This window comes from Acinetobacter calcoaceticus ANC 3811, from assembly GCF_000399665.1.
Classification (GTDB): domain Bacteria; phylum Pseudomonadota; class Gammaproteobacteria; order Pseudomonadales; family Moraxellaceae; genus Acinetobacter; species Acinetobacter calcoaceticus_B.
This window is the reverse complement of sequence record NZ_KB976986.1, coordinates 3166515-3180860: the sequence shown is the minus strand read 5'-3', so window position 1 is coordinate 3180860 and position 14346 is coordinate 3166515. Positions and strand designations below refer to the sequence as shown.

Genomic DNA, 14346 nt, shown 5'->3' with positions numbered 1-14346 from the left:
CCTGTTCCTTGTTCTTTAATCTACTTTGTATTTTTACCACGTTTTACCCCTCTCTAGTTATTGCCACGGGTGAATGTGAGGGGGGCCTATTATTTTCTGAATGAATAGTCATTGACCGAGCATTAAACAAAATAACAAAAAAACGCCAATAATGGCGTTTTTTTATACAATGTTTACGTTAAAAAAGGTTTAGGTTAATTTCAGATTCATAAATTTAATAACCTAACCCTTTTTAACTATGCTTTTAAGGAAGCATCGCCAAGTAAGTTGTTGGATTCTTACGTTGACCATCTTTTACTACTTCATAGTGCAAATGTGGACCAGTACAGCGACCTGTACAACCTACATTCGCAATATGTTCACCTGCCGACACTTGGTCACCTACGCGAACCATTAAACGTGAAGCATGAGCATAGCGTGTTAAATAACCATTACCATGGTTAATTTCAACATATTGACCATAGCCAGTGCCCCAGCCAGATTTAGTTACAATACCTGGGCCGGTCGCATAGATTGGTGTGCCACTCGGAGCAGCCATATCTAAACCGCCATGATGTTCGGCACGACCGCTCATTGTACGACCACCAAAGTTTGAAGAAACTCGTACAGTATCAGGAAGCGGATGAGAAATTAACCAAGAGTAAGCATTTGAAGAAGAGGCATTAAAAGAGTTCTTTGCGCTCGAATTGCCATATTTTTTTGCGAGCGATTCGTTATTGAGCTCAACCGTTTTTTGGCGTAAGGTCACTGAAACTTTAGCGCTCGCTGGAAGATCTAAATCATCAGGATGGGTATATGAACCTTGAGATAATGTTTTTGATAGTTGTTCCAATCGATCTGAATCAGTAGATTGGTTAATAGTTTGATAATCTGCAAAAGCAACTGATGCTGCCGAAGCGGCAAGTGAAAACGCTAATAAAATACGACGCGTGTGCATAAAAACCTCTTGAAACTGTTCTTACTCAAGTTCCTTATGATCTCTTCCTTGATATCAATCGAAATGAACGCTTAAGATAAAGACAAGAATCTATTCGAGAATGATCCATGTCTAAACCCGATAACGTTTTTCAACAAACCGGAAAACACATAAAAACAGGAAACCTTACGTTTCTAACAACGCAAGTCGCGCAATGGCAAAGACTTACGAAAATGATCCAACCCTTATTGCCCCAACCGGAACAATGGCAGGTCGTGTGTTATCAAAATGGTTCTTTAATCATTACTGGTGAAAATCAGGCGATGATCAGTCAACTCAGTTATTTACAGAACCAATATGTATCTAAATTATCTCAACTTGAAGGGTTAAAAGACTTACAAAGAATTCAGGTTCGCTTGAGAAATAAAAGCATTTCAAAAGCACCCTCATCTGAGCCATCTAAACCCATCCCCCCGGAAACACAAGAAATGTTACGTAGTGCAGCCGACTTTGTGAGCGACCCTAAGCTTAGCCAAGCTTTACTACGTTTGGCAAGCAATAAAAAATGATGAGCTTTCTATTTCTTAATTAGAGTCGTTCTTATTATGTGATAATAATCACACTTTATAATGTTACAATATAACGTAGCCAAGTAAAGACAATGACTTATGTCACACTGACATATGGAATTGGACATTCACTCTCGTCATTAAATGTTACAATTTCATAATTACTCGGATCACTTTGAACATTGCGTAACAACTGATTATTTAAAGCATGTCCCGATTTATAGCCATCAAACTTGGCAATAATTTGATGACCAAGCAAATACAAATCACCTACTGCATCCAAAATCTTATGTCTTACAAATTCATCAGCGAAACGTAAGCCTTCTTCGTTAACAACGCCTGTGTCATCTACACCAATGGCATTGTCTAAACTTGCACCTAAGGCTAAGTTATTTGCTTTAAGGTAATCTAGATCTTTCATGAAACCAAAAGTACGAGCTTCACTGACTTCATATACAAAAGTTTCAGTAGAAAAGTCGATAGTCGCAGATTGATATTCTTTAGCAAAGGCAGGATGGTCAAAATCAATTGTAAAATTTAATTGAAAACCATTATGTGGACTAAAAATCGCTTTTTTATCATCTATTAATGCTTCAACTGGTTTTAATATTCTTATAAATTTTTTCGGTGCATCCAGCTCACGTAATCCACCTTGCATTAATAGGTAAATAAACGGACCAGCACTCCCATCCATAATCGGAACTTCGGACGCAGATACCTCAACAATAAGGTTATCAATTCCCAAACCTGCAATTGCGCTCATCACATGCTCAATTGTTCCAACTTTTATATCTCCAATCACTAAGTTAGAGCACATAAAAGCTTCTTGAATGAGCAATGCATTTGCATGGATTTCAACGGGCGGGTCTAAATCGATACGACGAAATACAATACCTCCATCCGCGGTATGTGGAATGAAATTGATCATCACTTTTTGACCGCTATGAAGACCTATTCCACTCGCTTTTACCACACGATTGAGAGTACGTTGTTTCACCATGCTTTGTAACTTCTTTTTTAAAACCGCTATACGTTAGCATATTTAGTCATTGATCAAAAACAAAAAAAGGCAGTGTTTAAACACTGCCTTTTTTAAAATCTAATAATTTTTTACTTACGTTGCTGATTTTTCAAGTAATCTTGAATGCTCATCGGAGAAGAGCGTGGAGAAGAACTTGCGTTGCTACTCACTTCATTGTCTGCATTTTGACGCTTATTAATAGCAGGAACGTCATCTTCATCAACAGATTGAGCTGCTTGAGACGATGCATGACTAACTGTATTACGTTTTCTCGGCTCTGCATCTGCTGCATTACGAGTTAAACCAGTTGCAATCACTGTTACACGTAATTCATCACGCGCATCTGGATCAAATACCGTACCGTAGAAGATTTCACCTTCATCAAGGTCAACAATCTGGTTCACGACATCAGTAATGATTTCAGTTTCGCGTAACGTAATATCATCACCGCCAGTAATGTTAATCAACACACCTTTAGCATTAATAATATTGACGTTGTCAAGCAATGGACTACGAATAGCCTGTTCAGCAGCTTGACGTGCACGATCTTCACCACGACCCAAACCAGCACCCATCATTGCGTAACCACGAGTACTCATTGCAGTTTTCAAATCGGCGAAGTCAAGGTTAATGTGACCACGGTTTACAACAAGGTCAAAGATACTACGTACAGCGTTTAACAATACATCATCAGCTTTTTTATAAGCATCTTTCATTGAAATATCGCCATATACGCTAAGTAAGCGTTGGTTAGGGATAATAATCAATGAATCAACATGTGCTTCAAGCGCTTCAATACCGCGTTCAGCAGATTTTAAACGGCGACGGCCTTCAAAGTTAAATGGGGTTGTTACAACACCAACGGTCAAAATACCCATTTCTTTGGCAACTTCAGCCACGACAGGTGCCGCGCCTGTACCCGTACCACCACCCATACCAGCGGTAACGAATACCATATCCGTACCTTCAAGGTGGTGACGAATAATTTCACGGCTTTCTTCTGCTGCAACTTGCCCTACTTCAGGGTTAGCACCAGCACCTAAACCACGTGTACTTTGCTCGCCTAACTGAATTTTGAAAGGTGCATTCATACAGTCTAGTGCTTGTTTGTCTGTATTGGCACAAACGAATTTAACACCTTGAATATCAGACTGCACCATATGTTGAACGGCATTACCGCCACCACCACCTACACCAAATACAGTGAAACGGGCTTGACCGTTGCCATCGTTTAGTTCATCTTCTATAAATTCAAATGAGGCCATGACCTTTAGGGTTCCTAATACATTATGGCAGTCACTTCAGCCCGTATACTGCCTTGATTTTCAAAAATAACTAATTTTAAGAATGCTGTGCAATACAAACCTTGTCAAGTACAGTGGTTTTCTCTTACAACTTCCTAACAATTCTACCAATAAATCCATACATCCTAAAAAATGGCTTTTAGCTTGCTATTAAATGCATTCCAGCCATTTACCATTCGCTCCCATACCGAACGGTCATTTGCCTCTTCAGGCTCTTCAACAGCTTCTTGCAACTCACTTTGGCTAAACATGAGCAAACCAGCGGCTGTTGCATACATCGAACGACGTAATGCTGCCTGATGTTGATCATCAGCATAAACCTGTAACGGCGGATTACCCAAATGTGCGGATACCCCCAACATACGGCGAGCCAAACTCACCATACCTTCAATTTGACAAGCATCCCCTGTCAACACTACACCATGGTATAAACCATGAATTGCGCCGCTATGTTCGAGTTCATCGCGAATCTGGCTAAAGATCTCTTCATAGCGAGCAATAATAATTTCTGACAACTCAATTCGGCTAATGGTTTGAGGGCCATCAATTCCTTCTACCTGAATCATGTGATCTGGCTTAACAGCACTTAAATCGACACAACCATATAGAATTTTAATACGCTCAGCTTCTTCTGTCGTAGTTTGCAATACAGCAGCAATATCACGCGTAACGTGCTCACCACCGCGTTGCAATGTACGTGCCAGAGCCAAACGTCCATCTAGATAAACCGCAAGATTGGTAATGCCTGCGCCAATATCGACCAGACAAACACCATATTCTTTTTCATCTTTAAGCAAGCTTGCCTCAGCGGTTGCCAGGCAAGATACCACCATTTTTTCAACCCCGATATTTGCACCTTTCATAGCGCGATCAAGGTTTTGCATAGTCGCAATCGGCATCATCATTAACTGATAATGTCCTGTCATACTATGGGCAGTCATGTTAATTGGATTCTGCACCCATTCAGCAGAATCACCCAATTCAAAGCCTAACGGCACTGCACTTGCTAAATAGTAATCAGAAGTCACATGACTTGCTTTTGCCAATTCTAACGCGCGCACGACTTCATTTGTTGTAATAACATGTGCTGGATTAGCAACTGGTGTGCGGCCAGAGGCATAAAAACTTTGCAACTCGGTACTCGGAATCGATACCCATGCGCTATGAATGCGACATTCGGCCATATTTTCCGCTTCAGCGACAGCATTTTTAATCGCAGCGATAACTTTATCGAGGCTTACGATTTTTCCTTTATTCATGCCACGATTGCGAGCAGTTGCCATACCGATAACTTGAATGTTATCCGGCGCATGAATTTTTCCAATCAAAACTGAAACTTTATGCGTCCCAATGTCAATCGCAACAACTGAGGGAACAGCTTCATTCATCACTCATACCATTTCTTTGTTGTTTAATACCAGGCAAATTGCCTATTTTAAAGCCACGTATTATGGCTTTGCTTTTGTTCCACCTGCAATGCTTGTGTCATCAATCGTTACAACAAACTGACCATTCACAATTTTAGGTGGTATTGCGTTCTTCCATTGAATAGATAATCCATTACGATATCGCAAATCAATGGCTGAGATTTTCGACCACACCGGTTTTAAGTCAGATTGTGCCAGATGACTTAAACGTTGCAACTTATTCATTGTTTGATCTTGGTCAACGATAATTCGTAAACCTGTATCAAACTGCATAAACCAAGTCATTCGCTCCGTCAGATATAACTCTTTTAGGCGCAAATTAGCTGGATGAAATAATTGATTGATTTCATTATAGCGTCGCATCATCATTTTCGACTGGCTTACAGGACCATGCAGTAACGGAAGCTCAGGATGAATCGTCGGATCTGCTTCACTGAATACATCGCCTCCATCGCTTAACAAGCGACCTGTTCCCCAACGGGCGATAGCATGTCGAGGCATCACACGAACACGAATACCATTAGGCCAAGCACGAGATACGACAACTCGGTCTACCCACGAAATTTCTAATGTTTTGTCACGAATCTGTTCTAAATCAGATGTGAAATAATTCGCTTTTATAATTGGAGCAACATGCTGCATCACTTGTTGTGTTTCAACTGAAGACGTTGACCCCACAACCTCTAGCTTTGCAACTGTTGCATCTGTAATAACTTTATATAGCCCATAAATTCCGAATGCCAGCACTACAAAAGCAATAACCAACAGCACCCATCCACCAGCATTGGCAAGCTTCTGCTTACGTGTAGGTGGCTTATCATGAATAGAGGTGATGGCCGCACGTTTACGGCGCATGGAAGCCGGAAGTTGTGCCATATTTAAGCCGTACCTTCCAATGTTTGCTCAAGAATGGCAACACACAATTCATCAAAACTATAGCCAACAGCTTTCGCAGCTTTTGGAACTAAAGAGTGGCTGGTCATACCTGGCACAGTGTTTACTTCTAAAAGCCAGAAATTACCCTGCTCATCCTGCATTGCATCAATACGGCCCCAGCTTTCTGCACCAACTGCCTGAAAAGCACGTAAGCACAATGCTTGTAGATTCTTCTCTTCCGTCTCACTTAGACCGCAAGGAATACCATACTCTACATCATTACGTTGATATTTTGCTTCGTAATCATAGAAGGCAACATCTGCTGGTGGTTGTAAACGAATAACCGGTAAAGGCTGACCATTTAGGAATGAGATTGTGAATTCACGACCTGTGATCCACTTTTCTGCCATCACAACAGCATCGTGCTGAGTCGCCTTCTCAATCGCAGCAGCAAAATCTTCTGCTTTCTCCACCTTACTCATGCCAACACTTGAGCCTTCATGTACAGGTTTGATAATTACAGGTAAGCCTAACTCAGCAATCACCGCATCTAAATCTGTTTCTTTAGTAATAATGCGATATGGCGCTGTAGGTAAATCGCTACCTTGCCAGATTTGCTTGGTTTTGACTTTATCCATGCCAATCGCAGAACCTTGTACACCTGTTCCTGTATAAGGCAGATTTAACCATTCAAGCACACCTTGAATCTGGCCATCTTCACCGCCACGACCATGCAATACAATAAATGCACGATCATAATTTACAAGTTCAGTCACACTGCGGTCTTGCGGATCAAATGCTTCAGCCTGAACACCTGAACGCAATAAAGCGTCCAAAACTGCCTGACCACTATCTAAAGACACAGCACGCTCAGCCGATTTCCCACCAAATAGCACGGCAACTTTGCCGAATTTTGTAGCATTTGACACGTTTAAATCCTTAACCCGATAATTCAATATTTTTGTTTATTTCACATACAAATGGTGTTGTGCAAGTTCTACAGAAATTGCTCCAACGTTACCCGCACCCTGCGTTAATAACAAGTCATTTGGTTGTAACACATTTTGCATGATGTTTTGTAAATTACCTTCAACCGGATCAACTAAAATCGGTTCTACCTGTCCACGTAAACGAATACTACGCGCTAGAGTACGGCTGTCTGCACCTACAATAGGCTTTTCACCGGCAGGATAAACTTCCAATAATAATAATTGATCGACTTGAGAAAGCACTTCAATAAAGTCATCGAAACAATCGCGGGTACGAGAGTAACGGTGTGGTTGGAATAACATAACCAAACGACGATCCGGATGGCTCTGACGAGCGGCTTTAATGGTTGCTTCTACTTCTTTCGGATGGTGTCCGTAGTCATCAACTAACTTAACGTTACCATCGGCAAGCTCAAATTCACCTTGTACTTGGAAGCGACGACCAACACCGCTAAAGCCTGCTAAAGCACGGCTAATTGCGTCATCAGAAACACCTTCATCAGTCGCAACGCCAATAGCAGCCAAAGCATTCAAAATATTATGCATGCCCGGTTGATTAATCGTTAGACGTAGCGGCTCACGACCTTTACGTAACACAGTGAAGTGTGAACGCATTCCATCTTGTTCAACATCAATTGCGCGAATATCATTGTCTTCGTTAAAACCATACGTAATTACTGGACGGCCTACACGCGGCATAATTTCACGAATGTTGGCGTCATCACCACAAACTACAGCCAAACCATAAAATGGTAAGTTATGAAGAAACTGTACAAACGTATCTTTTAATTTATCAAAGCTACCTTCATAGGTATCCATATGGTCAGCATCAATGTTCGTTACAATCGCTGCCATTGGTTGCAAATAAAGGAAAGATGCATCTGATTCATCAGCTTCCGCTACGATGAAACGGCTTTCACCTAATGCAGCATTTACGCCTGTACTGTTAAGTAAACCACCAATAACATAAGTTGGATCAAGGTTTTCTTCAGCCAACATAGTCGTTAAAAGACTTGTGGTTGTCGTTTTACCATGTGTACCCGCTACAGCAATACCGTGACGGTAACGCATAAGCTCACCTAGCATCTCTGCGCGGCGTACGATTGGAGTACGTTGCTCAATCGCTGCTTTAATTTCCGGATTTTCTGGATCAATCGCTGTAGAAACTACAAGCACATTGGCATTTTTAATATTTTCCGCTTGATGGCCAATATAAACCTTGATGCCATTTTGCTCTAATTGTTCTGTAGTTTTAGATGCTTTAATGTCTGAACCGGAAATTTTATAACCTTGGTTACCCAATACCTCTGCAATGCCACACATCCCAGCACCGCCGATCCCCACAAAATGAATGTGTTTGATACGGCGCATTTCAGGCACTTTAATCAGTTTTTTTGCTTGGTTCGCAGCTGTTGATGGAGACATAGTAAATCCGATTACATTTTTTGGATAAGATCAACCACATGCTGAGTCGCATTTGGTTGGGCATGTTGACGCGCTTTCACTGCCATTTCTGTAAGTAACTGGCGGTTCATCAGCGAAGTGAACAATTCATGTAGAACATCTGGTGTCATAGTCGATTGCTGACAAATTTTTGCAGCACCGAAATCTGCCAGAAATTTGGCATTTGCAGTTTGATGGTCATCAACTGCTATAGGAAGTGGTACAAAAACTGCGGCCACACCTGCAGTTGCAACTTCTGTTACCGTGAGTGCTCCAGCTCGGCAAACAATTAAATCTGCCTCACTATAAGCCTTTGCCATATCTTCAATAAACGGCAAAACGTGTACGGTTAAATTAGCTGGAGCATCCGTATAAAGTGCTTGAGTTGCCTCAACTTGTTGCTGACCACACTGGTGAAAAATATTGAGTGGAACTTGTAATTGTTTTAATGCTGGAGGTAAGCGTTCGTTGAGTGCTTTGGCACCTAAAGAACCACCAACAATTAGAATATTTAGAGGCTGCCCTGCTTGCGCGCGCTCATCATAACGCCACTTTGGGCTTAAAATATCTGTGATTTCATGACGTACAGGATTTCCTGTAGTAACGACTTTTCCACCAGCAGGAAATGTATTTGGAAATGCTTCGCACACGACTTTAGCAACACGAGACAACTGCACATTGGTAAAACCAGCAACTGCATTTTGCTCATGAATAAGTACAGGAATACCTAACAAACGTGCTGCCAAACCACCCGGTCCCGCAACATAACCGCCAAAGCCTGCAACTGCATCAACTTTAAGCTGTTTCATATAACGCATTGCGCTAAAAGTGGCTTTTAAAATTTTAAAAGGTGCAGCAATTTTACGGACTAACCCATTGCCACGAACACCTTGAATATCAATTTGATATATTGGAATATTTTGATCTTTTAATAATCGGTTTTCCATACCTGTTGGCGTGGCTAACCATGAAACCTGACAACCTTGTTGTTGAAGTTTTTTGGCTACGGCGAGGGCTGGAAAAACATGTCCACCTGTACCGGCAGCCATCATCATGACATGTTTAGGTTTGCTTTGCTGTGAATCGGTCACGGTCTAATTCTTCAACTTAAAAACAATGGAAATTGTCATCTATTTTTGTAGCCGTTTATTTTAATCCTAAAGCTTCATTAACGAAAAGCTAATTTCACTCGTTTATAACAGAAAGATGTGCTTTTTTGAAAATATGCCTACAAAGCTGTGGTGTATTTAGTATTGTTATTTTATTAATTCATATATTTTCAGGTGATTTCCCATAAATACCGCGGAAAACCACCTGAAATAACTAATTAAGATGAACGTCCAGCTTCTAATACATCAAATAGATCATCGGCAATTGATGTACCAAATTGAGCATCAATTTCACGAATACACGTCGGGCTAGTGACATTAATTTCAGTGACATAATTACCAATCACATCTAAGCCCACAAAAATCAAACCTTTTTCGCGCAAGAAAGGGCCAATTTTAGCTGCAATCTGTTTATCGTTTTCAGTAAGCGGACGCGCTTGCCCTAAACCGCCTGCCGCCAAGTTACCGCGCACTTCACCATTTTGTGGAATACGAGCTAGACAGTAAGGAATAGGTTCGCCATTCACCATTAAAATACGCTTATCCCCTTCTACAATTTCAGGAATATAACGCTGAGCCATAATTGGACGGTTGCCTAGCTCTGTAAGCATTTCTAAGGTAGAACCAATATTTACACCGTCTTGGTATAAACGGAAAATCCCCATACCGCCCATACCATCAAGCGGCTTAACAATGACATCGCCATGTTCTTTAATAAATTCACGAATTAAACTTTGTTGCGATGTCACAAGTGTAGGTACTTGTAGCTCTGGAAATTGCGTTGCAAAAAGTTTTTCGTTGCAATCACGCAATGATTGAGGATTATTAATAATCCATGAACCTTCACGCTCAGCTTGTTCAAGCACGTAAGTCGTGTAAACAAAATTCATATCAAACGGCGGGTCTTTACGCATAAGCACTACATCATAAGTAGCGATAGATTCTTTTTTCTTTTCGCCTAACTCATAGTAATGATTGTAATCTTCAAAAACTTTTAATGGTGAGATTAGGCCGTAAGCCTTACCTTGATCGATATACAAATCTTGTTGTAATGCATAACCTAATTCATGTCCACGACGGCTCGCCGCCCACAACATTGCCATGGTTGAATCCTTTTTAAGGTTTACGGTTTCAATCGGATCCATGACGACAAGTACACGCATGCTCAAGCTCTTCTTAAAATTTAAATTAACATGAGTATAGCTGAGATTTTTCACTGGTTTTTCTTAATTTCAGTAAAACCTTATCTGTTATTTTTTGATCTGGAATTTGGGTAAATTCAGTTAAACTATGAGCATAAAACATTATTTTTAAAGGCTAAACATGAAACTTTATCGCTATTTAACTGGTCCTGATGACTCTGCTTTTTGTGCACGAGTGACTAAAGCACTGAATCATGGTTGGGAATTATATGAAGCGCCAACCATGACCTTTAATGGCACGCACGTCATTGTTGGACAAGCAATTTGCAAAACAATTGATGAAAATTATAATCCAGAAATGGATATTTTAGATGTTCTGAAAAATAATGCTTAATACCAAGAGGGAGTTTTTATCGATAAAAGCCCCTCCCCAAAACTCAATTAACAACAAAAACTAATGAGTTAATTTACACAGCTTGGTTAATTCACTCATTACATTCCTAAAAAATAGTTATTAAAAAATAAATATGTCATTTTTTAAGACAATAGTTCTTTTATTCTAAACAATTAAATGATTATAATTATCATTTATACTTTTATTTTTGTTAATTGATTTTATTTTATGTTAAGAATTTCTTTATCATCTCCCCAAATTAAGCGTTTGTTCCCTCTGAGCTTACTCAGTTTAATGATCTTGAACATTCAAGGTGCTTATGCAGAGGAAGCGACTGATTCAGCCGCAAAAGTTGCAGCCACCATGCCCACCATAAAAATTGAGGCCATGAGTGAACTCGACCCAATTAAAAGTTATATCGACTATGACAAAGCCAATGTCACACGCAATGGTTTAGACAAAAAAGATATTCCTCAAACCGTTGATACGATTGATGTTCAGAAATATAAAATTTATGGATCAAATGATCTAAGCGTTATGCTGCAAGGCACCCCAGGGGTATCAACCAGTTACGATATGCGCGGTGATGGCATCACGATTCGTGGTTTTGGTGCCGATACAGGTGATATTTACCGCGATGGCATACGTGAAAGCGGACAAGTACGTCGTAGTACAGCAAATATCGAACGTATTGAAATTTTAAAAGGCCCCGCTTCTGTTTTATATGGTCGTAGTGCTGGTGGCGGGGTTGTGAATATGGTGAGTAAGTTCGCCAATTTTGACTCTAAAAGTTCAGTTGGTGCGTACGCAGGTTCTTACGACAACTACGGAACAACGGCTGACATCAACCAAGTCATTAATGACAATTTAGCAATACGTTTGACTGGAGAATATGGTGAGTCAGGAAGCTTCCGCTCTGGCATTGAAAATAAAATTGAAATGTTTTCACCAAGTTTCACTTATAAAAATGATGATGGAACACTCACTTGGACCACACAATATACCTATGACAAATTAGGTCGAGTGCCTGATCGTGGTCCAACATATGAAAACTTGCCTGCGGGAACTTCAATTAAAATGGGATTTGCCCAAAACGGCGACTATGTTGATGATATTTTGCAAGTGGTCCGCACCGATGTGAATTATCAATATGCGCCTGATTGGAACTTTCACTGGGCAGCAAGTTACCGACAAGCAGAACAAAACTTTGATCACTTTTACTTTGGAACTTATTGTGGCCTCGATGGAAATGACCTAAAAGGTAAAGCATGCACCAGTAAAAAAGGCTACATCAATCAAATTTACTACTGGCAACAGACCAGCAATAAAACCACCACCAATACCTTTGATATTAAGGGTAAGTTCAAAACAGGTCCGCTTGAACACCAAATCATGATGGGTACAGACTGGACGTATGAACAGCGAGAGCCACGCTTAGCAAATGAAGCTAAAAATGGTTCTATTTACGGCTACGTTAATCCATTCACAGGTGAACGTGAATATAGCCGTGGCAATGGTCCATTAGTGATGAGACAGCATAACTATAATGAAGGCACAACTTATGGCATTTTTATTCAAGATTTAATTGGTCTAAATGACCAACTTAAACTCATGATGGGTGTCCGCTACGATTACTTCGATTTTTCAACTACCAACAAGTTAACTAATGAACACCGTAATGTAAAAGATGGCAGCTTTAGCCCAAATGTTGGTTTAGTATGGCAACCGCTTCCTGAACATAGCTTTTATACGTCTTACTCTAAGAGCTTTGCACCATTTGGCGGACAAATGGGTGTTAACCAAGTCACTGGAAGCACCGATGTCACAAAAATGGATAAAGAGCCTCAATATAACGAGCAATACGAAGTTGGGGTAAAAAGCGAATGGTTAGATAGTCGTTTAAATACTCAATTTTCTGTCTTTGATATTCGTAAAAATAATATCCGCTATAAACCAAACCCTGACAGTGAACCAGAGGTATGGGCAACTGCGGGTCAGCATCAATCTCGTGGTCTGGAATTTAGTTTTATTGGCCGTGTACTTGATAATGTCTTTGTGCGAGGTGGTTATGGCTACACAGATGCGAAAGTAAAAGAAGACAAACAAAAGCCCGAACAAGAAGGTAACTATTTAGCCAACACATCTAAAAACACAGGTAATTTATTTGTTCGTTATTTACCAACCGAGCAGTGGTATACCGAAGTGGGCGTGACCTATGTCGGGTCTTATTATCCAAATATTAATAATCAAGTAAAAATGGAAGGCTTCAATCGTGTGGATGCGGCGATTGGCTATAGTGCAGATCCGTGGAATGTTACGCTTGCTGTGAATAATCTAACCAATAAAGAATATTGGCGTTCAGATAGCATGCCAGGCACACCACGTAATGTGTTATTGCGTTTGAATTATCAGTTTTAAGTAAATAATAAAAAGGCATACCCCTACTTAGAGGTATGCCTTTTTATTTTTAGATACCATATTTCTCGCGATAAGCTTGCATATTTGCTAGCGCTTCTTTTTCGCCTTTGGCATCTAAATAATCCATTAAATCTTTCATGGTAATCAGTGCGTGCACAGGAATTTCTAATTCTTTTTGAACTTCTTGAATAGCAGAAAGTTCACCTTGCCCACATTCCTGACGATCTAATGCCACCAACACACCCGCAATAGTTGCGCCAGCATTTTTCAAAATCGTTACAACTTCACGAATCGCTGTACCTGCGGTAATCACGTCATCAATAATCCAGACTTTTTTACCTTCAACAGCAGCACCCACTAAAACACCGCCTTCACCATGATCTTTAGCTTCTTTACGGTTAAAGCCCCATGGCACGCTCTTATTATGTGTTTGCGACAAAGCAACAGCAGTCGCTGCTACAAATGGAATTCCTTTATAAGCCGGCCCAAAAATCACATCAACATTTTCACATTGTATTAATTTATCGGCATAGCCTTGTGCTAAAAGAGATAAAGCTTCACCATCGTTGAGTAGGCCTGCATTAAAAAAATAAGGACTCACGCGTCCAGATTTTAAAGTAAACTCACCAAATTTAAGCACACCGCGTGATAATGCGAGTTCGATAAATGCTTGCGGGTTAAATGACACAGGCGTTGTCATGAGGTGCTCCAAATTCACAATTGAGGTTAAATTTTCGC

Annotated in this window: 13 protein-coding genes; 3 read left to right on the top strand and 10 right to left on the bottom strand. The window is 40.4% G+C overall.

Annotation, left to right across the window (positions count from 1 at the left end; genetic code table 11):
• Positions 1-244: 244 nt before the first annotated feature.
• The gene (locus F935_RS16160) at positions 245-937 is read right to left on the bottom strand and encodes a M23 family metallopeptidase (protein ID WP_016139864.1); all 693 of its coding nucleotides are present in this window, start codon (positions 935-937) and stop codon (positions 245-247) included.
• A 107-nt stretch (positions 938-1044) separates the two neighbouring features.
• Between F935_RS16160 and F935_RS16155 the strand changes: the two genes are divergently transcribed.
• Positions 1045-1485: a DciA family protein gene (locus F935_RS16155; protein WP_016139863.1), complete on the top strand. Its 441-nt coding sequence runs from the start codon at positions 1045-1047 to the stop codon at positions 1483-1485.
• A gap of 97 nt (positions 1486-1582) precedes the next feature.
• Here F935_RS16155 and lpxC read toward each other — a convergent pair whose 3' ends face one another.
• From lpxC to gshB, 8 genes are all read right to left on the bottom strand, one after another.
• A complete protein-coding gene (lpxC, locus tag F935_RS16150) occupies positions 1583-2485 on the bottom strand; it encodes a UDP-3-O-acyl-N-acetylglucosamine deacetylase (protein WP_016139862.1) in 903 nt (300 codons plus the stop codon).
• Positions 2486-2595: 110 nt separating this feature from the next.
• Positions 2596-3771, bottom strand: a complete 1176-nt coding sequence (gene ftsZ / locus F935_RS16145) for a cell division protein FtsZ (protein ID WP_016139861.1) — start codon at positions 3769-3771, stop codon at positions 2596-2598.
• A gap of 164 nt (positions 3772-3935) precedes the next feature.
• Positions 3936-5198, bottom strand: coding sequence for a cell division protein FtsA (gene ftsA / locus F935_RS16140; protein WP_016139860.1), 1263 nt, complete (start codon positions 5196-5198; stop codon positions 3936-3938).
• Positions 5199-5258: 60 nt separating this feature from the next.
• Positions 5259-6113 (bottom strand): cell division protein FtsQ/DivIB, encoded by an 855-nt coding sequence (locus tag F935_RS16135; RefSeq protein ID WP_016139859.1) that lies wholly within the window; start codon positions 6111-6113, stop codon positions 5259-5261.
• A gap of 2 nt (positions 6114-6115) precedes the next feature.
• Positions 6116-7042 (bottom strand): D-alanine--D-alanine ligase, encoded by a 927-nt coding sequence (locus F935_RS16130; RefSeq protein ID WP_005300616.1) that lies wholly within the window; start codon positions 7040-7042, stop codon positions 6116-6118.
• Between the two features lie 36 nt (positions 7043-7078).
• Positions 7079-8527, bottom strand: a complete 1449-nt coding sequence (gene murC, locus F935_RS16125; protein WP_003654096.1) for a UDP-N-acetylmuramate--L-alanine ligase — start codon at positions 8525-8527, stop codon at positions 7079-7081.
• 11 nt (positions 8528-8538) lie between these two features.
• Positions 8539-9636 (bottom strand): undecaprenyldiphospho-muramoylpentapeptide beta-N-acetylglucosaminyltransferase, encoded by a 1098-nt coding sequence (gene murG, locus F935_RS16120; RefSeq protein WP_035366367.1) that lies wholly within the window; start codon positions 9634-9636, stop codon positions 8539-8541.
• A 236-nt stretch (positions 9637-9872) separates the two neighbouring features.
• Positions 9873-10817 carry a glutathione synthase gene (gene gshB, locus F935_RS16115; protein ID WP_016139857.1) on the bottom strand — a complete coding sequence of 315 codons (945 nt, stop codon included), beginning with the start codon at positions 10815-10817 and terminating at the stop codon, positions 9873-9875.
• A 160-nt stretch (positions 10818-10977) separates the two neighbouring features.
• Here gshB and F935_RS16110 point away from each other — a divergent pair, with 160 nt between their 5' ends.
• Together F935_RS16110 and F935_RS16105 are read left to right on the top strand one after the other, a co-directional pair.
• A complete protein-coding gene (locus tag F935_RS16110) occupies positions 10978-11190 on the top strand; it encodes a DUF1737 domain-containing protein (RefSeq protein WP_016139856.1) in 213 nt (70 codons plus the stop codon).
• Between the two features lie 228 nt (positions 11191-11418).
• Positions 11419-13608, top strand: coding sequence for a TonB-dependent receptor (locus tag F935_RS16105; protein ID WP_016139855.1), 2190 nt, complete (start codon positions 11419-11421; stop codon positions 13606-13608).
• 49 nt (positions 13609-13657) lie between these two features.
• Here F935_RS16105 and pyrE read toward each other — a convergent pair whose 3' ends face one another.
• Entirely contained in the window at positions 13658-14308 is a 651-nt protein-coding gene (gene pyrE / locus F935_RS16100) for an orotate phosphoribosyltransferase (protein ID WP_016139854.1), read from the bottom strand.
• Positions 14309-14346: the final 38 nt, after the last annotated feature.

What these genes read in the sequence shown, in the direction of transcription:
- F935_RS16160 (WP_016139864.1), bottom strand. Translation starts at nt 937, where the DNA reads ATGCACACGCGTCGTATTTTATTAGCGTTTTCACTTGCCGCTTCGGCA.
- F935_RS16155 (WP_016139863.1), top strand. Translation starts at nt 1,045, where the DNA reads ATGTCTAAACCCGATAACGTTTTTCAACAAACCGGAAAACACATAAAA.
- lpxC (WP_016139862.1), bottom strand. Translation starts at nt 2,485, where the DNA reads ATGGTGAAACAACGTACTCTCAATCGTGTGGTAAAAGCGAGTGGAATA.
- ftsZ (WP_016139861.1), bottom strand. Translation starts at nt 3,771, where the DNA reads ATGGCCTCATTTGAATTTATAGAAGATGAACTAAACGATGGCAACGGT.
- ftsA (WP_016139860.1), bottom strand. Translation starts at nt 5,198, where the DNA reads ATGAATGAAGCTGTTCCCTCAGTTGTTGCGATTGACATTGGGACGCAT.
- F935_RS16135 (WP_016139859.1), bottom strand. Translation starts at nt 6,113, where the DNA reads ATGGCACAACTTCCGGCTTCCATGCGCCGTAAACGTGCGGCCATCACC.
- murC (WP_003654096.1), bottom strand. Translation starts at nt 8,527, where the DNA reads ATGTCTCCATCAACAGCTGCGAACCAAGCAAAAAAACTGATTAAAGTG.
- gshB (WP_016139857.1), bottom strand. Translation starts at nt 10,817, where the DNA reads ATGCGTGTACTTGTCGTCATGGATCCGATTGAAACCGTAAACCTTAAA.
- F935_RS16110 (WP_016139856.1), top strand. Translation starts at nt 10,978, where the DNA reads ATGAAACTTTATCGCTATTTAACTGGTCCTGATGACTCTGCTTTTTGT.
- F935_RS16105 (WP_016139855.1), top strand. Translation starts at nt 11,419, where the DNA reads ATGTTAAGAATTTCTTTATCATCTCCCCAAATTAAGCGTTTGTTCCCT.
- pyrE (WP_016139854.1), bottom strand. Translation starts at nt 14,308, where the DNA reads ATGACAACGCCTGTGTCATTTAACCCGCAAGCATTTATCGAACTCGCA.